Source organism: Nocardia uniformis NBRC 13702 (genome assembly GCF_001613345.1).
GTDB classification, from domain to species: Bacteria; Actinomycetota; Actinomycetes; order Mycobacteriales; family Mycobacteriaceae; genus Nocardia; species Nocardia uniformis.
In genome coordinates this window covers 17,900-38,005 of sequence record NZ_BDCE01000056.1, presented here as the reverse complement: position 1 = coordinate 38,005, position 20,106 = coordinate 17,900, and the positions used below count along the sequence as shown (strand labels likewise).

Genomic DNA, 20,106 nt, shown 5'->3' with positions numbered 1-20,106 from the left:
CTCTTCGGATCTACCTGCAGGCCGGTGACTTGTAGTCGGTCTGGGCGAGGATGCCGCAGATCTCCTCGGCGGGGATCTTCCATTCGCCCTGTGCCGGAACCAGGTTCAGCGGCGCCGAACGCTGGTTGCCGTTGCCGTCCTTGTCCAGCCAGAACTCGGCCTCGAGAATCTCGCCATTGAGCACCACCGAACCCGCGACCACGCCGAACTTCGCATTCGGGTTCTCCGACATGGCCTTTCGCAGCTCGGTCAGGTCGCTGCGGAACTTCTCGCCGTTCTGGACGACGGCGAGGCGCTGATCGTCGGAGACCTGCCTGCCCTGTCCGAACAGGTCCTGCAGCATCGTGTCGAGTTGCTCGGTGGTGAGTGGCGTGGGCAGCGCGCCCGCCGCACCGGTGCTGGCGGCCGTCGTGGTCGGCGCCGCGCTGATGGTGATTTCGCTGCTCCGTACATTGTCGGAGCCGCATGCCGTAAGTGTCATAGACAGTGCGGCCGCCGTGGTTGCCAGCAGAAAACCGGTATTTATCTGGGGCTTCATTCTTCACTCCACTATGACTGCGATCGCAATTTGGGTACTTCCGAGGTCTTGATCACAGTATGCTACCAACTGTCTCAGTCGGGCAGGCTGGATATTGGCCAGGAGGGGTGATGGATGGGTGGCGGAACGTCCGGGGAGTGGCGTCTGCATACGGCGGCGCGTTGCTGATGGCGGCGGCGCTGGTCGGCGGCGGCGGGGGAGCGGCGATCTGGTTCCGCACCCATCCGGGAGCGCCGCCGCCGATCGTCGTCGTCGCACAGGCCCCGCCGGTGGCCACTACGCCGCCCCCGGTGACGACCGGGCCGACGACCACCACTAAGCCTCCCGGGCTGCGGGAGACGATCCCGTCGCAGGTGCCCGACGAGTTGGCCTACACCGCCCCCGTGCCCAGTGAGCTGCCTGACTTCCCGAACCATTCGGCCACGAATTATGGCTGGTTCGGCGGAGATTCGGTGTCCGCGCGCTGCGATGAGTGGCGGCATGCGACGGTCGTGGGCAGCACCGTTGAGACTCTGTTCGTGGTGTGCGGCTCCTACTTCAAGGCCTACCGGCTCGATGTGGCGACGCCGATCCGGACCCCGGTGTCCGGCAGTGGGGAGCGGTGGTCCGGCTCCGGCGGCGGAGTGTCGATCGAGCTTTCGCGCACCGAGCTGGCCATCACGCAGGCGGACGGTACGCGCGTGACCCAGTCGGTGCTGGAGTGGTGGCGATCATGATCGTGGACGGTTCGCGGAAAACCTGGACGGCACCGATTTGCCAGTCTAATCTGTCCCAGACAGTTGATTCCGACTGTGTCTTCTTTTTCGGTGAGAGCGAGATGCGATGAACGCGACGGTGATTCGAGACCGTCCGGTCCCTATTCTCGTACGGCCGATCGTGGTGCTGGTCGTGTGGGCTTGGCGCACATTGCTGCAATCGGTCGGCACTTTCGGCCGCTTGATGCTGCTGACGGTCGACTCGATGTACGGGTTGATCCGCGACATCGTCAAGCTGAACCATCCGTGGCGCGAGGCCATGACCCAGGCCTGGTTCATGATGAGCGTGTCCGGTTGGCCCGCCATCTTGATCGCCGTCCCCTTCGGCGCCATCGTGCAGATCCAGGTCGGCTCGATCGCCGGACAGGTCGGCGCCACCTCACAAGCCGGCGCGGCGGGCGGGCTCGGCGTCATCCGGCAGGGCGCACCCATGGTGGGCGGCATCCTGCTCGGCGGCGCGGTCGGCGCGGCCATCGCCGCCGATCTCGGCGCCCGCAAGATCCGCGAAGAGATCGACGCCATCCGGACCCTGGGCATCAACCCGAATCATCGCCTGGTCGCGCCGCGGCTGGCGGCGATGTTCCTGGTCGGGCCGCTGCTGTGTGTGCTGATCGTGTTCGTCGGCATGTCAACCATCTACACGATGACGCTGGTCCAGGGCGGCGTGCCCGGCGCGTTCTTCAATTCCTTCGCGGCCTTTGCCAGTACCAACGATCTGATCGTCGCGATGGGTAAGACGGTCATCTTCGGACTGCTCGTGGTGCTGGTGGCCAGTCAGCGCGGCTTCGAGGCCGCGGGAGGTCCCAAGGGCGTGGCGGACTGTGTGAACGCCACCGTTGTCATCGGAGTGATGAGCACCTTCGCCGCCAATGTGCTGATCACGCAACTGCTCTCGATCTGGTTTCCGGAAAGCATGGGGTTTTAGATGGTTGTCCAGTCCAGATACCGGGCTTTGGGTCACCGGGCCGCGGCTACCGTGGTACCGCTGGTGGCGCTCGGGCATCAGGTCGCGTTCGCGTATCACGTGTTGCGCGCGGTGCCGCGCACGCTGACCCGGTACCGGCGCCAGATCGGTGTCGTTTTCATGGATATCGGCTGGGGAAACGGCCGGATCATCGTCGGCGGCGGCACGGTCGGGGTGGTGGTGTTCATGGGTTTGATGACCGGAGCCATCATCGGAATCGAGGCGTTCCGGATCCTGGACATGCTGAGCATGGGTCCGCTCACCGGATTCATCTCCTCCTTCGCCAACACCCGGGAGCTGGCCCCGTTGATCGCGGCGATCGCCTTCGCCGCGCAAGCTGGGTGCCGGATCACCGCGGAGATCGGCGCGATGCGGATCTCCGAGGAGATCGACGCGCTGGAAGCCACTGCGGTGGAACCGATTCCGTTCGTGGTGACCACCCGAGTGATCGCCGGCGTGCTGATCGTGATCCCGGTCTACCTGGCCTCGCTCGCGTGCAGCTACTTCGCGACGGCCTTCTTCATCAAGGTGGTGCACGGGCAGGCAGGTGGTACCTACGACCACTACTTCCAGGCCTTCCTGCAACCCAAGGACATCGGGCTGTCGCTGTTCAAGGCGATCGTGTTCGTCGTCGTGGTGATCCTGGTGCACTCCTACTTCGGGTTCTACGCCTCCGGCGGACCCGAAGGGGTCGGCGTGGCCTCCGGTCGCGCGATTCGCGCCAGCCTGGTCCTGATCATCGTGCTGGATCTGACACTGACCACCGCCCTGTGGGGCGTGCTCGTCACCGATCTGCGAATTACGGGTTAGCGCATGGGAATCGGCAGATATCAGGCTATGGACGGGCGGGGCCCGAACCCGTTGCAGTTGCTGCTCACCGGGATCGCCGGTGGTGCGGTGCTGCTGGTGATTTCGCTGGTGTTCACGGCCTTCGTCAAGGGCGGATTCGCCCCGAAGTTCACGGTGAACATCGAGACCGAACAGGTCGGTGAGGGCATCTTCGAGGGCGCGGACGTCAAGATGGACGGGCTGCGGATCGGCCAGGTGGCGCTGGTCGAAAGCCGGGGCGTGGACGAGCAATTCGTGCGAATCGCGATCGAGCCGGAGGACGCGCGATTCTTGGCCGACAACGTGCGTGCGCGGTTCGCGTCCTCCAACACCCTCGGCATGACCGCCCTGGAACTGTTCTATACCGAGCCGCGCGGCACCCCGCTGCGCGATGGCGCCACGATCCAGCTGCCCAAGGACAGTCAGACGGTCACCGTCACCTCCGTAATCCGGGCTGTCGGTGAGCAACTCGGCAAGATCGACACCGGCCCGGCCGGGCGGATCGGCGCGGTGCTGTCGTTCGAGGGCAGCTCCGAGGGTATCGGCAGGATGATCGCCACCGCCATCGAACTCGGGCGGATGAAGGTGGGCGACGGCGATGAGATCCTGGTCGGGATCGATCCGCGGCCGGTGATCAGGGAGGGGGCCGCGGCCAGCGGTGACCTGGTGCGGCTCTCCCACGACGTGCTCCAGACCTTCCGGGCACAGTCGGCCCGAATCAATTATCTGACAACGCATTCCGAGGACGTCGAGGCCATCGCAACCTTCGTCGGGAAGGTGATCGGCGATCTGATCAATATCTTCCCGCAGCGTGAGTTCGTCACGGTCGTGGATGCGGTCCTGAGTCTGGTGGGCCCGATCGGCAAGGCTGCGGGCGGGATCACCAGTTTCTACCACCGTATTCCGATGCTGCTCGACCGGATCGATCAGTCCTTCCGCGCCAACCCCGATGGGACGGTTTCGCTTCAGGTGCAATTGCTTCTTGCTCAAATGCCGTATCTCGCTGGTGACCCCGCTGTCGCGGCGGCTCCGCCGGCGACCGCCCCCGGTCCCGGTCCCGGTCTGCCCGAGATCCCGGGTCTACCGATCCCGCCGGGGCTGTTCGGAAACCTGCCGGGAGGTCCCCGATGACCTCGGTACGCGCCGCGATGATTCGCCTCGCCATCGTCGGCCTGATCATCACGCTGATGGGCGCGGTGCTGTGGACGGCGTTGCAGACCCCGATCACCGTGCCGGTACGCACCTACTCGGCGCACATCTCCGATGTCGCCGGCCTGCAGAAGGGTTCGGATGTCCGGATGGCGGGCGTGCAGGTCGGCAAGGTCATCTCGATCCAGCTCGACGGCGCGGTGGCGTATGTGGAATTCACCGTCGCCGAAGGCCAGCAGATCTACGACAACACCGAACTCGCCGTGCTGTTCCAATCCATGATCGGCGACCGCTATCTGGCAATACAGCAGACCGTCGCGCCGGGACAGGTATTGCCGCCAGGGGCGCGGCTGCCGATCGAACGCACCCACGGATCCTTCGACATCTCCGAACTGTTCGACGCGGTCCGGCCCATCTTCGAGACCCTGTCCTCGGGTTCGGTGGACAAATTCCTGGAGAACCTGCTGCTGGTGGTCTCCGGTGACGGGCGCGGCCTGGGCCCGCTGATGGATGACCTGAACCGGATCATCGGCGTCGCCTCGAGCCAGGAACCCCTGGTAGTGCTGCTCGCGGACAACCTGGCCGCGATGATGCACCGGTTCGAAGGGCAGTCGCCGAAGATCGACCAGATGATCGACCAGGTGCTCGGCATCGTCGACTACGTCTACAGCCAATTCGACATGCTCAAAGACCTGGTGGACCGGGCGATTCCCGGGCTGAACACCGCAATGCCCTTGGTGGACAAGGCCGTGGGCCTCTACTACGACAACTTCGGCGGCATGCAACGGCTCTACGAGATGGTGCTCGGACCGGAGATGGTCCAGTTCATCCGGCAAACCCTGGCCGCCGCGCCACTGGCCGTGCAGTCCCTCAACTCGCTGACCCTGGAACCCAAAGCGGGGGAGAAGTGGAGTTGCCTGGGCGGGCTGCCGATTCCGAGCACGATCCTGCTGGGCAGCGAGCGGATGGAGGCCTGCCGATGAGACTGCGAATGACCTTGCCGCGCTTGGCTGTCCGGGCCTCGGATGACCAGCGCCGGTTCGAGTTCCGGATCGGTGTCGCCGCCATCCTGGTCACCGTCGCCGCGCTGGTGGCCGCGGTCGGAGCGTTCGTGATCCCGTTCGGAGAGACGGTGTATCGGGCCGACTTCGCCAACTCCGGCGATCTGCGCGTCGGCGACGACGTCCGGGTGGCGGGTATCTCGCTCGGCAAAGTGCGTGAGGTGACCCTGGTCGGTGACCACGCCGAGATCGCCTTCGGGCTCGACAGCGCGGTGGGGGTCGGGCTCGACACCCGGGTGCGGATCAAACTGCTCACTCCGATCGGCGGCCGCTATCTGGCGGTGGAACCGGCCGGTGCGGGCAGTGCCGCCGGGAAGATCATCCCGCGTGAACACACCAAGACGCCGTATGACCTGTCGGCGGCGATGGAGCAGGCCGCGCCTTCGCTGGCCGCCCTGGACGCGAGCAAACTGCGCGAGACCATCGCGAAACTGGCCGGCGCGTTCGAGACGCAACCGACGGCGTTGAACCAGATCCTCAACAGCGTCAACAGTTTGTCGGCGATCGTGGCGCAACGCCGCGACGAATTCGCGCGCACCCTCGATGTCGCCAAGGAATACCTCGAGGTGACGATGAACAAGCTCGACCGTCTCCAGCTCGCGGGCGAGCACGTGCTCGACCTGTATCGGGTGATCGCGGCCAACCGGGAGGGACTGATCAACCTGGCTGCCCAGATCCGGCGCGTCTTCGACTACATCACACCGTTGTTCTGGGCCGCTGACCACCAGCTCGGGCCCGCGCTGGAACCGCTCTACGACAGCATCGACAAGGGGGTCGCCGAACTGTTGCGCAACAAGGACGTGATCGCGGGGCTGAACCAGAACCTGGTGCCGCTGCTCGAGTGGTTCGGCCGCAATACCGACAACCCCTATGTCCGGGTCGACCACTCCGGCGCGACCGTCACCGACACGCCGCTGTGTCCGCGCGGAAGGCCTGGGTGCTGAATGATGTTGCGTGAAATGCTGAGGGGCGCGGGGAGATACATTCCCACCACCCGCAAGGGCAAGCTGTCCGGGGTGGTCCTCGCGATCGCGCTCGTGATGGCCTCGATTGTCGGATACACCGGCAAGCAGTACTACGACAGCACCGCCGCGCCGCTGTCGATATGCGCCGAATTCCGGGACGCCGTAGGTCTTTACGAGGGCAACAAGGTGACGGTGCTCGGCATCCAGGTGGGCAATATCGTCGAGATCACCCCGAAGGTCGACGGTGTCACCGTCCGGATGACGGTCGACCGCAAGGTGCGGTTGCCCCAGGAGCTCGGCGCGGTCACCATCGCGAACTCGATCGTCACCGACCGCCGGGTGGAACTCGGCCCGGCCTATACCGCGGGCGGCACCTTCGACTACCGGCACTGTATTCCGGTGGAACGCACCAAGACTCCGGTCGGGTTCACCGAAGCGATGCGCGCGATCGCGCAGCTGTCCGAGGACATCACCGGCAAGGATCCGAACGCGGCATTGCAGGATCCGCCGCCGGCGGTGCTCGGTGATTCGCTGGCCAGAATCGCGCAGCAGGTCTCCGACAGCGCGGTGCCGTTGAACGGCGCGATCAAGAATGTCTCTGATATTCTCGGCGACTCGGCGGCGGGTGCGAACTATCTGCTGGGCGCGGTTCTCAAGGAGTTCCGCAAGATCAGCGAGAACCTGGACACCAGTGGCGGCGACGCCGACTTCTTGCTGGGAGCGGCCACCGATGCCGCGAACATCGCCAGCCGGATCCTGCCCGACCTGGTGGCCATCATCCGGGATATCGCGGTGTGGGTGCCGCCGATAGCGAACCTGATCGTCTACAAATGGGGCCGGGTCCTGCTGGCCGTGGCCGACGGCGCGGCCCCGGTGATCTTCCAAATCCTCGACAACACACAGGGAATCGTCGATTTCATGAAGGACGTGCCACCCGCCTTGCAGGGGGCGCTGCGGATGTTCGACCAGAACCTCGGCGCGGGCAAGTTGCAGTACGTGCCGCCGAGCCTCCGCATCGATCCCGGTCTGGCGCAGCAGATCTGCGGAATGGCCAAACCCTGGTATCCGCCGTGCAATCGGGAGTTCGCGCCCGGCGAGACCGTGGATTTGGGTGTGGTGCAACTGATGATGGCCGCGGCAGGGGGACAGCGATGAGAAAGATGCGCGCTACGCTGCTGGGCCTATTGACCGTTGCCACCGTATCCAGTTGTGCGGTGCGGCCTTTGGACCTGCCGCTGCCCGGCACCCAGTATGGCAAGCCCACCTATCAGGTGCGGGTGGAGTTCGGCAATGTGCTGACGCTGCCGTTGAAGACCCGGGTGGAACTCAACGGCGCGCAGGTCGGCGTCGTCGAATCGGTGAGCGTGCGGCCCGTGCCGGACGCGCACGTGCCGGAACTGCCCGCCGACCGCCAGCCCTACTATCAGCCCACCGCCGTCCTCGCGATCGACCGCGACGTGCGGCTGCCCGCCGAGACCACGGTGGAGATGGCGCAGGCCACGCTGTTCGGTGATGCCTTCGTGAAACTGACTATTCCGCAGCGGAATTCGGGACGAGTGCTGTCGCAGGGCGGTGTCATTCCGGTCACCCAGACCAAGCAGGCCATCAATGTCGAGGAGTACATGACCGCGGTCGTCAGCTGGGTCACCGGCGGCAGTATCCCGTTCGCGACCAGCTTCGTGACCAGTGTCAACCAGGCCTTCCCCGCCGATTCCGAGGACTTCCGGGACTTCATGTCCAAGACCGTGCTCGCGGTGAACCGCATCGGGGAAACCACCGCGCAACTCAGCGTCATCCTCGACAACGCGACCGCCGTGATCGACACCATCGGGCAGGCCGAGGACGTGTGGCGGTTCCTGTTCGACGACGTGCCCGTGCTGCTGGGTGTAGTCCAGCGCGTGCTACCGGATTTCGTCTACTTCATCGATGCGATTCGCCGAGCGGCGGGCCTGGCCTACGACCATCTGGTCGACCCGGCCAACCCGCAGGCCGGGCCGCGGGTCGAGTCCGCGCACCGGTTCCTGGACGTGTGGACGCCGTTGGCGCAGGCGCTGATCGCGTCGCCCACTCAGCTGCCGCGCACGCTGGATTCGACCGCCGCGCTGCTCGGGAACAAGATCGTCCCGTTCCTCTCGGCCCGCGGGCGGATCGAGATCACCGACGTCGTGCCGCAGACGCCCGCCGCGGTGCTTACCGGTGATCCGGAAGCCGACGCGCGCATCATCGCGGCCAACGAGCGGGCCTTCCGCGATCGGGTGCGCCCGGTCCTCGCACTGGTGGGGTTGGTCCGATGATTCGCAAGGTGATGATCTCCGGGATGGCGATGGTGCTGATGGCCGTGGGAGCCAGCCTCTATCTGACCTACAGTGTGTTCGACTACAAGCCGGGCACCAAGACCATTGAAATGTCGGTGCTGCTACCGCATTCCGGTGGGCTCATGGATACCTCGCCGGTGACCCTGAACGGTTTGCAGATCGGCACCGTGTCGTGGCTGCGGAAATCCGAGCACGGTGTCACCGCGAAACTCGCGGTGCAGGCGAGCTATCGGATCCCGGTGGATTCGACGGTGAGTGTGGCGAACCTGTCCGCGGTCGGCGAGCAGTACATCAACTTCGCGCCGAGAACCACTGCGGGACCGTATTTCTCGGATGGTTCGATGATCCCCTCCGATCAGGTGCTGCCGCCGCTCACCATCACCCGAGCGCTCGGCGGTGTGCAGGGCGTACTCGCGCAGATCAACCCGGACAAGATCAACATGATCCTGCAGGGCGCCGACGTGGCGATCGAAGGCGTCGGCCCCAGTATCGAGAAACTGGTGCGGTCGGGCGCGATGTTCTCCACCACGCTGCGCCAGAACCGGGAACTGATCCAGCGCATGGTGAGCTTCCTGGCCAGCGCCGCTTCCGAATCCTCGGGCGAGCAGCTGGAATTGCTGCGGGCCAGCGGTGAACGCCTGGCCCGGACGATGGCCCCCGAACTGCCCGCGTTGCTCGACCAGCTCATCAGCATCACCGAGACCAGCGGCGGACGCGAGATCATCCCGTTCATTCCGCTGGCCCAGCGGCTCATGAAGTATCTGACGGTGCTGGTCGGAAAGGGCGGGCCGGCACTCGAAATCCTGCGGCCCTACCTGCTGGACCCGCTCGACGCCCTGGACGTCGACCCCGGCCGGGGGATGGACGCATTGCTCGCGGCGTTCCCGGACGGCGGCGGATTCCGGCTTCTCGTAGATCTGCCGCGGTAGGAGGTACACGCATGAAATCACGCTGGAAAGATTGGAACGACAAGGGGATCCGGATCCCACTGCTCGGGGTCGGAGCGCTGTTGCTGCTCGCGGTCACGGTGCTGGGCGCGCTCGGCTACCGCGGCTGGGACCTGTCCGATCGCAATGCGGACCTGGCCGGTTCGCTGGCCGACTATCGGCGCAAGGCAGCCGACTGCACCGCCGCCATCCAGGCGGGCACGAGTTTCCTGATGGCGGCCAACAACTTCGACTACCGCAAGCCGGAGGAGTGGACGCAGTTGATGGCTGCGCAGAGCACCGGCCCGATCCATGATTATTTCGCCAATCCGAAAGTGCAGCAGGACAATACCGAGCTGATCAAAGCGGGCAAGCTGCGCAAGACCAGCACGGTGGCCGATGCCGCCTGCGCCGTGCAGGCCGACGCGGGGATTCGGGTGGTTGCCCACATCGACGAGAGCACACAGAACTTCCAGACACCCGACCCGGTGGTGACCACCTCCGCGGTGTGGGTCGAACTGGCCGCGGCGGACGGCACCTGGAAAGCCGTCGATTCCGGACGCGGCGATCAAGCACTGCGCGGCGGGGTGGCGGCTGTCCAGCCGCCCGGGCCGGACACCACTACGGCCCCGGCACAGCCACGCTGAGGAGGCGTTGAGAATGCAAGTACTGGAAAAAGAATCGGTCTCGGCGAGCGAGGATGTCGCCCAGACTTCGGCGAAACCCGTGGCGCGCCGCCGCCCGCGCCTGTTGGTGCTGGGCAAACGGCAGGCGCTCGCGGTGGCGCTCGCGCTGGTGCTCTGTCTCGCCGGAACCGGCTCGGCGTGCGCCTATTTCGCGATCACGAAGCATTCCGCTGCCGCCGCGGCCGACTCCGAGCGCGCCGCGCAGGCCGATCGGGAGGCCGCCACCAAGGCCGGTAGCGACTTCCTGACAACGATGTTCACCGTCGACAAGGGCAGCCTGGACCGCTGGGACGCCATGGTGGTCGGCGCTACCACCGACGCGATGCACCCGCAGCTGGTGCAATGGCGCGGGGTGCTGGAAAAGCTGGTCGGCGCGAACGTCGAGATGAGCAGCAAGGTCACCTCGATCGGAGTGCGGCAGCAGACCGGTCCGGCGGTGACGCTGATCGCCGTGATCGAATCCACCGGCCGCACCGACCCCGACGCTCAACCCGGCACCAGCAGCAGCGCCGCCCTGATCGAACTGCGTCAGATCGACGGCCGCTGGAAGGTCCAGAGCTACGGGCCCGCCGGCGCGCCGAGCCACTGAGAGGCCGAAACAGATGACCACACATGGGAAACGGACTCCGTCGCGGTGGCTACGCTTGCGCGGGAACAGGATTCACCTCCATCGATCGATGCTCTATGGCGCGGTGGCGTGCACCGCGGTTGTCTCGGTAGTACTGGCTGGTCTGGCCTGGAAATTCGCGGGTGACCGCGCCGATACAGATCGTGCGGCAGCGGAATACAGTGCCCAGGCCGCCGACCGCGCGGCCGCGCTGCGGGCGGGGTCGGACTTCCTCATCGCCGCCTACACGGTGGACGCGGCCGGCGACAAGGGCATGTCGAAATGGCATGCCGCGATGTCCGCCGCCACCACTGACACGCTGCGGGATCGGGTGCAGCAGACCAAGGCGGTCTTGAGCCTGCTCACCGAAGCCGACGCCAGCATGACCGGCGCCGTGGAGGAGGTCGCGGTGGTCAGTCAGAACGACAAACTGATCCGGCTGCTCGCCGTGCTGCGCCTGACCGGGCGCGCACCTGGCCAAACCGAACCAACTTCCGGCTCGGTCACCGAATACATCGACCTGATACAGGTCAACGGCACCTGGAAGGTCTTCGGCTACCAGGACATCGCGGGCAAATCCGCTGCGGGCGTGCCAGATTCGGGGCTGCCCGGACTGCCCGCGACACAACCACAACCGAGCCCTGCGCCCGGTCGTTGACAGGAAGAGGTACTGCGGTGAGAACAGCGATCGTGACGGGCGCGGCGTCCGGAATAGGCCGAGGCTATGCGGTGGCTTTGGCGGAGGAGGGCTACTACGTCCTGGTCACCGACGTCGACGAGGCGGGCGCGAAAGCCGTTGCCGAGGAGCTGAATCGGGTCGGCTCCGGCCGTGCGGAAGCGCTGTACCTGGACGTCACCGACGCCCAGGCCGTCGCCGCCGCCGTGCACCGGGTGAAGGCCGAACACGGCCGCCTCGACATGATGTTCAACAACGCGGGCGTGTTCGTCGGCGGCCCGGTCGAGGAGATCACCCTCGAGCACTGGCGGATCGCCTGCGAGGTCATGGTGATGGGCGTCGTCAACGGTGTCGACGCCGCCTACAAGGTCATGGTGGAGCAGGGTTTCGGCTCGATCGTGAACACCGCGTCCATGGCCGGACTGACCCCGTTCGCCTTCATGGCACCATACAACATGGCCAAGCACGCCGTCGTCGGCCTGACCATGGCGCTGCGCGGCGAAGCCGGCGCACACGGCGTGCGCGTGGCCTGTGTGTGCCCCATCGCCATCAACACCAACCTGCTCACCCACGTCAACGGCGGCCTGGGCGGAGTGCCCGAAGGCGACTTCGTGGGTTCGCTCTACGAACGCTTCGGCCATTACGCCCGCTATATCCCGAACTTTATCCTGATGAGCCCAGAAGTGCATGGCCGCAAGGTACTTCGTGCCGCCGAACGCAACCGCGCCTACGTCATCGAACCCTGGTACGGCCGCCAGGTGTGGTGGCTGAGCCGGCTGGCGCCCACCGCCCCGGCGCGGATCGGCGGCGTCGCCTCCCGCGGCGTCCGCGCGGCCCGCCCCCTGATCGCGAAACTGGCAGACCGCCTGACTGCCTGAAAGTCGGCCCTGGTCGCAGCGATCGGCGCGACCCTGCCCGGAGTCAGGCGAAATCCTCTTGCAGGCAGCGCAACGCCAAGAAGAAGTCGAGGCGGTCGGACAGGCTGGTCAGGTCGCGGCCGGAAGCGATGACGAGTCGCCCGCCCATCGCGGGTGGCCAAGCTGATCACTGCTCTCAGAGCCGCTGGTACCGACCTGGACCCGCCCGCCCTGGAATGTCACGACTGCGGTCAACCCGCAGGGTCGCGACCGCATCTGACACACCAGCGAGTTCGGTGCGACGCGTGCATGGCGCACTTCCCTGGGTGCGGGCGCGCGGCCCGCCTGCCCGGCGAGAAAACATGCCAGCGTTGCCGCACCGACCACCACCGCCACCGATCTTTTCTTGGTGGAGCAGCCTTCGAGAGCTGTCTGGAGCATGACATCGTCGGGCACCTCCTCCAACGGGTTGAAACCTTCGGAAAATAGGGCCAGCGCGCCTTCACTGCCGGAGTGTGTTGTAGGACATACCGTTTCAATGGTCATATTGCTGTCTCCCTCCGGCTCCTTCAGGTCGCTGCGGCGAGTGGATGGGGCTGGCCGGTCAAGGGGGCCAGTGCCAACGCGACTTCCTCGAGGCTGGCCCGGGTGTAGATGACGGTCGAGCCTTCGGATTTCCCTCCGGCGTGCCCGGCGTAGGCGCGGGCGACGGCGAAGGCGAGTTGCGGAAGAAGCTCACGGCTCGTCAGAAGCAGTACAAGGGCCGCACCCGCGGCAAAGTCACCCGCGATACCCGCCTCACGCTCCTGATGGATATGTGGCTCGACGAAGTGAAGCGCGATGACGGAATCGGTCAGCAGTCGTATGACCGATACCAGGGGGAGATCGACGCCAGCGCCGACAAGCGCGCCAAGAAGGAGGCCGTCAAGCAACGTCCTGCCCTCGGCAATCTTCGTGTCTGGGAAGCGGATACGGGACGACTCGACGAACATATTCAGTCACCGAGTTGTCTCGCTGCCCGGGTTCACGACCCAGATGCTGAAGCGGTTGCAAGACGACCCGAAGTACGGCGGTATGTGTGAAGTGAAGGCCCTACGCGAGGTGGATGGCAGCGTAGCCGAGGTGGAGGACAAGGTTCGGCTCGTCTTCCCCGGCCGGGGTTCAGTGCTTCGCGATCCGCACAACTTCAACCGACATGGCGCGACGCGCGGGGCACACTGTACAAGGATGTGACGCAATGCACATTCCGAAAGACGGTGGCGACTCTGATCGCCGAGGCATCCGATTCGAAGACGGCCGCGAAGCAGTTTGGGCACTCCCGGGAGGGAATCACTGAACGGCACTACATCGCCTCGCCCGAGCGGGCACCGGACTCTTCGGCCGTGCTGGAGTTGGGTTTCGGCGCGGCTAGCTGATGGCACGGCCGGGCGGTGCTGAATTCTTGTAGTTTTTTTGGATTTTCCCCTATCCGGCGGGCAGAACGAAAAAGCCCCTGACCAGGATTACCTGGTCAGGGGATTCTTGTTGTGCGCCATCAGGGACTTGAACCCTTTTCTCTGCCTACCGACAGCTGTAGGTGTTCCCGGGTGTGGTGAAGGCGTTGTCCGATGCCGCGTCTGGGGTTCATGCGGACGTTCGCATCGGGTCGAAGGGGATTTGGTCTGCTTGGTGCCAGAGCAGACCTGGGCCGGTGGCGAGGGGATGGGGTTCGCCCGTCATGGCGGCGAGGGCCGCGGCGACTTCCTCGATGCCGGCCCGGGTGTAGATGGTGGTGGCGCCGTGAGTGTTTTGAAGTGCATGTCCGGCATAGGCTTTGGCGACGGAGTGGCCGAAGTTTCGTTCGACCCACCGCAGGGTGGTGTGGCGCAGCCAGTGGGTTGTGATCCCGTGTGTGGCGACAGCAGGGACTTCTCGGCCGATTCGTTCCCACAGCACGTCGTAACGGCGCTTGCTGATCGGCATTCCGTTTCGATAGCGCAGCAGGCCCTGCGCGAAGTCAGGTTTGAATGGGCGGCCGTTTCGGGTCTTGCAGCGGTCGGGATCGATGTTCTGGATTCGAACGGTGTGGTGGTCTTGCAGAGCGGCCATCAGTGTCGGGGTGACTGGCTGCCATCGTTCGGTCTGGCCCTTTTCTCGCAACAGGATCAGAGACTGGGCCGGATCGAGGTCGTGAATCCGAAGTGCGAGCGCACCTCCCACTCGGCAGGCGGTTTCGACATGTAAGCGCAGTAGCAGGGCGTCGAGATGGGGGTCGGTGCCGCCGTGGGGCGCGACGCCGTTGATTTGTGCGAGCAGTTCGTTGGGAAGAGCACGGCGGTTGGACGGCAAGGCGCGGGGCCGGTCGAGCCGAGCCGTTGGATCATTGGATTTGGCGATGTACCGGTCATCGACGGCAAATCGGTACAGACATCGCAGAGCATGGTAGAAGTGCTCGACGGTATAGCGGCCGCCGCGGTCGCTGCGGGTGATTCTGCGCTGCTGTCGGGTCGATTCGATGAGGGCCTTGAAATCGGTAACAGATGGTTCATCGAGTCGTTTGTCAGGCCACAGCTTCTTCCAGTAGCTCATGTAGGTGTCGCGTGTGGCGGTGTCGGGCATCGCGTTGAAGACGACCGGTACGTATTCGCCAAAAGTAGGGACGACACGCTGAATTGCGGTGGCGTCGTGCAAGTCCGCGACGTTCACGCCCAACCGTTCGATAAGCAGCATGGCGGTGGCGATATCGGAATTTACTGCAGGATTGTTCATTTCGCCGCCCCGTCCTCTTCAACAGTGAGCTGTCGAATGACCATGGCGTCGAGCACGTGTTGGGGGAAGACGATTAGGCGGCGGTGGTGAGTATCGGCCGTCATGAGTACGCGATCGCCGGGAAGAACTCCGGTGACGTGGCAGAGCCCGGCAGGAATTCGCAGATTGCCGTCGCGCCGGAGGTGAAACCGTGCGGGTTCTCCCGGCCCGAAAACGATCAGACCATCGCGCAAGTGCGCTTGGAGTGGATCGCCTGGCTTCCAGCCCAGCACGTCCAGCAGCCGTCTGCCGTTCAGTCGGCCACCGCCGTCGACCGCGCTGACACCGTGAAAAGATGTGCGCTGCCGGTGCGCCGCGTGTTGCCATTCCGGGAGTTGCGGAACGGCAGGGATCGGTAACCCGGAGCGAACTCGAGAGGAGGCCACGATGTCCGCGAGCGGAACCTCGACCTCGTCGGGGTCAGCTGTCTCTCGGGAACCGGGTGCCTGTGCGGTTTTCTTATACCAGTAAACCGGCGAATTGAATCCAGAATCGCTGTCGAACGTTACTTCAGTCACACGATCCGATCGAATCTGCCCCATGTAGGGGTTCATGCCGTCACACGATACCGGGTGCCGGTTCCGTCTGCGGCGGGATGGTGGTCGCAGTTGCTGCGCGTTGTAGGTTGCGGGCCAGCGGGTGTGGTTGCCCAGTAATTGCTGACAGGGCTTCGGCGACCTCGGGCAGGCTCGCTTGTACGTAGGTGAGGGTGATACCGGAGCCGCTGCCCGGTGTGCTGTGGCCTGCGTAGGCGCGGGCGACGGCATAGCCGAACTCGCGCTCGACAAAAGTCAGTGTGGTGTGCCGTATCCAGTGCGCACTTACCTGGAGCGCGGCAGCCCAAGGCAAGTGATCGCGGAGTCTTTCCGATAGGTAGTCGTATCGGCGGCGGCCCATCGGGCTTCCGTTGCGGTACCGCAAGACTTTGTTGGTCGCTCGAACGCCACCGCGGTCGGATACATGCTCGACGAGTCGACTCATCAGCTCTGGCGAAACAGGTTGCCAGCGTTCGGTGTCGCCCTTCTCTCTCAGCCTCACAAGGCAGTCGTCGACATTCAGATCATCGATGGTCAGCCCGAGTAGACCACCTCGTCGGCATGCGGTCTCGATATGGATTCTGACCACCAGCGAATCGAGCTCTCGGTCGTTGCCGGTTGTCGACGCGATGCGGCCTATGTCCTGAACCTGGTCGAACGTCAATGCATGCCGGGTGCCAGGGAGTCGTCGTGGTTTCGGTACTCGCGCAGCAGGGTTATCGCGCGGTTCGATCAAACCGTCAGCCTCGGCGTGACGGTAGATGCATCGAATCGCGGAAACCATGTTTGTCGCAGAGCCCCGCCCACCCCGGTAGTTGGCCCGAACGACTGCGCGGCTGCGCTGAGCTTTTACAAGCTGTTCGATTTCAGATGCTGTCGGGGAGTCGAGTTGTCGGTCTGCCCATAGGGTCTCAAGGACTCGCCAGTATGTGCCATAGTTTCGAACTATCGAGTCAGGTAGCGCGAGCCGCAATTGCTGGATATAGGCAGCGAATGTTGGAGCGGTTGATAGAGGTTGGCTGCCGACACCAGACAGGTCGTCGATAGTCAAGCCCAACCGTGACAATAGTTGGAGTGCAGTGTTTATATCATCGGCCTTCACGGTGCGCACTCCCACAGGGCAGGGCAGTGTTTCCAGAGTGCGGCCGCAACAGTTCGTGCTGAGTAGAGGACGACAGTTGAGCGAGCTGATACAGCGGCAACGAGAATCCTTTCCGCGGACTTGAATCCACATGCATGTCGAATTGTGGCCGGCAGCACCAGGTATCCGTTAGTGCGGATGGTCCACTGGCTGTCATGAGATCTCGTGACAGCGACAGCGCCATCAACTACGGAGAGTGAAATACATTGGCCAGGAATCCAGCCGAGATGTCGTATCGCGGATCGATCGGAAACGCGTCCTTGTCTGCTGACCGTGGCCGCAGCGCAGTGGAGGTCGGCGATCGGCGATCGTTCATATGGCCGCGGGAACACGAATGGCAGCTGACTTGGTGCGTGGTGTTTCGGTCCAGCAAGAAATAGCATCTCGAAGCTAGGCGCAGAGGGGGAGTGCTGCCCGTTCTCATCCCGATCAGAATGATCGGATAGATCATGGTCAACAGAAGTCATGTGGGACCTCGGCTCTCAACGTGCCTGTCACCCGAACCCGGGCTACAGCAACTAATCTTCGGGCGTCCGACTGTTCGTCAAATCTTGTGTACCTGGCTGCGGGTCGATCTCACCGGCCCTAGAAGCCATCAATTTTCTGGCAGGTTCATTGTTCGCCCGAGTCCGGATTCCATACTTCGATTTATGGTCTCACTGTCATCGTGCGCTTGATTCATTTATGTGTGCAACGTTTGTTTGTATACCCCATATGGGTTCTTGTCATATCCGCGAATTTGGATCGGGTTTCGCGCGCACCTCGGGCGGTGGGCGGGCGCACGCTACACCGGCGGCGTGGGCGGTCAAGCCGCGTGTGCCTCATATGGTGTGCCAACAGTTCCGATTGCGGGTGGTCTCGTGGGTTCCTCGGCTTGACCGCCCACTGGCGCCGCCGGTGTCGACGCGTTGCGCCCACCGCCCCGAGGCGCGGCGCTCGCATCCGTTTCCGGTTGGGAGCTGCGCTTCTCGGGCTTCGTCCTATTTTGGAGGAGCTGTCTATGTCGTTCGAAGCATTGCTCGAAGAGCCGGGTGACTTCATCGCCGCGGTCCCCGCGATGCTCGGGATCGTCCCGGAACGGTCGCTGGTCGTCGTCGTTCTGAAGAATGCGTCTGACCGCAAACACGATGTTCACGCTGTCGTTCGTCTCGATCTTCCGCCTGTCGAGCAGTATTCCCAACTCCCACAGTGCATTCTGCGCATCTGCCGCAGATCCGAAGCTGTTGCCGTGCTGGCCGTGATCGTCGATGACCGCGTCTCGCGTCCGAACGCCGACAGCGACGATCTCAGTTATGTCGACCATCGCCGGATGCTCGGAGTTCTCCGAGACGGCTTGGCCGGTTACGGAGTTGCGGTCGCTGGCGCGTGGGGAGTTGCCGGTATCCATGTGGGCGCGCACTGGTGGAACATCGACTCGCCGCGGTGCTGCGGCCTTCTGCCTGATCCGTCGGTGTCGCAGGTCGCAGTGCAGCGCGTCGTGGAGGGCCATGTGTTTCGCGGTACGCGAACCGAGTTGGCCGAGACGGTTGCGGTCGATGACTCGCTGCGCGATCAGGTGTCGCTGGATTTGCCGGACCTGGTCACCGATGCGCAGCGGCGGCTGGTTCGTGCGGTCGCGATCAACAACCCGGACGCGTATTCGAGGATGGCGTTGTGGCGGGTGATGTCGGTGATTAAGCAGGTTGCCGATTCCGCGGACGTCTCGCCTCATACGATTGCCGAAGTTGCTGTCGCGCTGCGTGATATCGCTGTTCGCGACGCCATGTTCGGTGTCGCGGGCGGTGCACACGCACGGCCTGCGGAGCGCCTGTGGGGTGTGCTGACTCGCGCGCTGCCCGATCCTGACCGGGCAGAGGCCGCTACGCTGCTGGCCTTCAGCGCGTATCTGCGTGGTGAGGGTGTGCTGGCCGCGATCGCGTTGGAACAGGCGTTGGTCTCTGATCCCATGCATCGGATGGCCCTCCTGCTCGACGCCGCGTTGCAGGCGGCGATGCCGCCTGATCGGTTGAACCAGCTTGTCCGTTGCGGGGTCGAGACCGCAGCAGAGCTGCGCATCGATATCGGTGCTGCCGCAACCGATTCCGGTATGGGGGTCGTGCGATGAGTGTCGATCGTCGGGCATGGGCATTGTTGTCTCGCGCGGCGTCGGGTCCGTGCCAGGGGTTGTCGGCGCTGATCGAGGACCTCGGTGCCACGCGGGCCGCGCTGATGCTGGCCTCTGGTGATCTGCCCGTAGGTCGGGAGGTCCTCGATCGTGGTGCCGGTGGCTTCGAGGCCGCAGGGCGGGATCTGGAGCTGGTGCAGCGGCTGGGTGGCCGGTTGGTGACTCCGGAGGATGCGGAGTGGCCTCGGGAGTCGTTGGCGTGTCTGCCGTCGGGTTCGGACAATGTCGGTGATGCGGGGCCGGTGGCGTTGTGGGTGCGTGGGCAGCGTTCGTTGCGGGAGGTCACCGAGCGTGCTGTCGCGGTGATCGGTGCGCGTGCCAGCACCGGCTATGGAAACCAGGTTGCCACGCAAATTGCCGGTGATCTGGCGGGCTCGGGATGGGCAGTGATCGCGGGCACGGCCTTCGGGATCGACGCCGCGGCGCACCGCGCGGCGCTGTCGGTCGGTGGACTTACCGTCTCGGTGCTGCCGTGCGGGCTCGACCGGCCGTATCCGTTCCCGCACGGTGAACTGCTCGACGCGATCGCCGACAACGGTCTGGTCGTGTCCGAGTATCCGCCGGGCGCCACGGTCTGTCGGCAGAGGTTCCTCGACCGCAACAGGTTGGTCGCGGCGTTATCGATGGCGACCGTCGCCGTGGAAGCCGGACTGCGCTCGGGTACGGCCTCCACGGTGCGGTGGGCGCGGCGGTTCGGACGGGTGACGTTCGCCGTCCCTGGACCGGTGACATCCGCTGCGTCCAGTGGATGTCACCGGTTCATCGCCGATGGTGAGGCGCGCCTGGTGACGTGCGCCGACGACATTCGGCAAGAGCTGGCCCGTCCTCTGCGCTCGGGTGCGGATCATGGCACCCAGCGTGCTCTGGGAGGACCCGAGAGCGCGCTCTGATAACGCGAGTAGCCCAGAACCGTGTGCCGGACCGGGTCTGGTCGACATGTCTGCGCGGCGACGGTTCGACGACACGGCGCCGGTGACTACTCAACCTGGTATCGCGACTTCAGCAGTGTGCGGCGTCGATCCAGTGGGCGGTAGGTTCTGAATCGGGTTCTGTCGCTGAGTGTTTCGCTGCGCGTGTGGTCGGCGGGGCGGTCGCACGCTACACCGGCGGCGCGGGCAGTCAAGCCGCGTCCAGCCATTCGGCGCGGCAAT

General features: G+C 64.7%; 20 protein-coding genes. 15 read left to right on the top strand and 5 right to left on the bottom strand.

Annotated elements, in window-relative coordinates; translation table 11 throughout:
- Positions 1-10 precede the first annotated feature (10 nt).
- A complete protein-coding gene (locus tag NU1_RS19325) occupies positions 11-538 on the bottom strand; it encodes an MTB12 C-terminal domain-containing protein (RefSeq protein WP_067523193.1) in 528 nt (175 codons plus the stop codon).
- A 137-nt stretch (positions 539-675) separates the two neighbouring features.
- On the opposite strand from NU1_RS19325, the gene NU1_RS19320 reads away from it, so the two are divergent.
- The 13 genes from NU1_RS19320 (at position 676) to NU1_RS19260 (ending at position 12,348) form a co-directional block, all read left to right on the top strand.
- Positions 676-1,254 carry a hypothetical protein gene (locus NU1_RS19320; RefSeq protein WP_157552546.1) on the top strand — a complete coding sequence of 193 codons (579 nt, stop codon included), beginning with the start codon at positions 676-678 and terminating at the stop codon, positions 1,252-1,254.
- Positions 1,255-1,414: 160 nt separating this feature from the next.
- Positions 1,415-2,218 (top strand): MlaE family ABC transporter permease, encoded by an 804-nt coding sequence (locus NU1_RS19315; RefSeq protein WP_245720203.1) that lies wholly within the window; start codon positions 1,415-1,417, stop codon positions 2,216-2,218.
- Positions 2,219-3,067, top strand: coding sequence for an ABC transporter permease (locus tag NU1_RS19310; protein ID WP_067523190.1), 849 nt, complete (start codon positions 2,219-2,221; stop codon positions 3,065-3,067).
- Positions 3,068-3,070: 3 nt separating this feature from the next.
- A complete protein-coding gene (locus tag NU1_RS19305) occupies positions 3,071-4,216 on the top strand; it encodes an MlaD family protein (protein WP_084521591.1) in 1,146 nt (381 codons plus the stop codon).
- The gene (locus tag NU1_RS19300) at positions 4,213-5,217 is read left to right on the top strand and encodes an MlaD family protein (RefSeq protein WP_067523188.1); all 1,005 of its coding nucleotides are present in this window, start codon (positions 4,213-4,215) and stop codon (positions 5,215-5,217) included. The genes NU1_RS19305 and NU1_RS19300 overlap by 4 nt, the downstream gene beginning before the upstream one ends.
- Before the next feature lie 8 nt (positions 5,218-5,225).
- The gene (locus NU1_RS19295; protein WP_067523187.1) at positions 5,226-6,239 is read left to right on the top strand and encodes an MlaD family protein; all 1,014 of its coding nucleotides are present in this window, start codon (positions 5,226-5,228) and stop codon (positions 6,237-6,239) included.
- A complete protein-coding gene (locus NU1_RS19290; RefSeq protein WP_067523186.1) occupies positions 6,240-7,415 on the top strand; it encodes an MlaD family protein in 1,176 nt (391 codons plus the stop codon).
- Positions 7,412-8,554, top strand: coding sequence for an MlaD family protein (locus NU1_RS19285; RefSeq protein WP_169815099.1), 1,143 nt, complete (start codon positions 7,412-7,414; stop codon positions 8,552-8,554). Before NU1_RS19290 ends, NU1_RS19285 begins: the two co-directional genes overlap by 4 nt.
- The gene (locus NU1_RS19280; protein ID WP_067523184.1) at positions 8,551-9,504 is read left to right on the top strand and encodes an MlaD family protein; all 954 of its coding nucleotides are present in this window, start codon (positions 8,551-8,553) and stop codon (positions 9,502-9,504) included. Before NU1_RS19285 ends, NU1_RS19280 begins: the two co-directional genes overlap by 4 nt.
- A gap of 11 nt (positions 9,505-9,515) precedes the next feature.
- A complete protein-coding gene (locus NU1_RS19275) occupies positions 9,516-10,148 on the top strand; it encodes a hypothetical protein (protein ID WP_067523183.1) in 633 nt (210 codons plus the stop codon).
- Between the two features lie 13 nt (positions 10,149-10,161).
- On the top strand, positions 10,162-10,776 hold the full coding sequence (locus tag NU1_RS19270) for a hypothetical protein (protein ID WP_067523182.1): 615 nt from the start codon (positions 10,162-10,164) through the stop codon (positions 10,774-10,776).
- An 88-nt stretch (positions 10,777-10,864) separates the two neighbouring features.
- Entirely contained in the window at positions 10,865-11,452 is a 588-nt protein-coding gene (locus NU1_RS19265; protein WP_067523181.1) for a hypothetical protein, read from the top strand.
- Between the two features lie 17 nt (positions 11,453-11,469).
- The gene (locus NU1_RS19260; RefSeq protein WP_067523180.1) at positions 11,470-12,348 is read left to right on the top strand and encodes an SDR family NAD(P)-dependent oxidoreductase; all 879 of its coding nucleotides are present in this window, start codon (positions 11,470-11,472) and stop codon (positions 12,346-12,348) included.
- A gap of 548 nt (positions 12,349-12,896) precedes the next feature.
- Here NU1_RS19260 and NU1_RS19255 read toward each other — a convergent pair.
- The 4 genes from NU1_RS19255 to NU1_RS42805 all read right to left on the bottom strand — a co-directional run bounded on the left by NU1_RS19255 (position 12,897) and on the right by NU1_RS42805 (position 16,314).
- The gene (locus NU1_RS19255) at positions 12,897-13,319 is read right to left on the bottom strand and encodes a hypothetical protein (RefSeq protein ID WP_067523179.1); all 423 of its coding nucleotides are present in this window, start codon (positions 13,317-13,319) and stop codon (positions 12,897-12,899) included.
- 631 nt (positions 13,320-13,950) lie between these two features.
- Positions 13,951-15,075: a tyrosine-type recombinase/integrase gene (locus NU1_RS19240; RefSeq protein WP_067523176.1), complete on the bottom strand. Its 1,125-nt coding sequence runs from the start codon at positions 15,073-15,075 to the stop codon at positions 13,951-13,953.
- A complete protein-coding gene (locus NU1_RS40445; RefSeq protein WP_084521588.1) occupies positions 15,072-15,668 on the bottom strand; it encodes a hypothetical protein in 597 nt (198 codons plus the stop codon). The genes NU1_RS19240 and NU1_RS40445 overlap by 4 nt, the downstream gene beginning before the upstream one ends.
- Positions 15,669-15,672: 4 nt before the next feature.
- Positions 15,673-16,314 carry a tyrosine-type recombinase/integrase gene (locus NU1_RS42805; RefSeq protein ID WP_212761477.1) on the bottom strand — a complete coding sequence of 214 codons (642 nt, stop codon included), beginning with the start codon at positions 16,312-16,314 and terminating at the stop codon, positions 15,673-15,675.
- A gap of 1,477 nt (positions 16,315-17,791) precedes the next feature.
- Here NU1_RS42805 and NU1_RS19225 point away from each other — a divergent pair.
- Together NU1_RS19225 and dprA are read left to right on the top strand one after the other, a co-directional pair.
- Positions 17,792-18,895 carry a DUF4192 domain-containing protein gene (locus NU1_RS19225; RefSeq protein WP_067523175.1) on the top strand — a complete coding sequence of 368 codons (1,104 nt, stop codon included), beginning with the start codon at positions 17,792-17,794 and terminating at the stop codon, positions 18,893-18,895.
- Positions 18,892-19,845 (top strand): DNA-processing protein DprA, encoded by a 954-nt coding sequence (gene dprA / locus NU1_RS19220; protein WP_084521586.1) that lies wholly within the window; start codon positions 18,892-18,894, stop codon positions 19,843-19,845. The genes NU1_RS19225 and dprA overlap by 4 nt, the downstream gene beginning before the upstream one ends.
- The last annotated feature ends 261 nt before the right edge of the window (positions 19,846-20,106 follow it).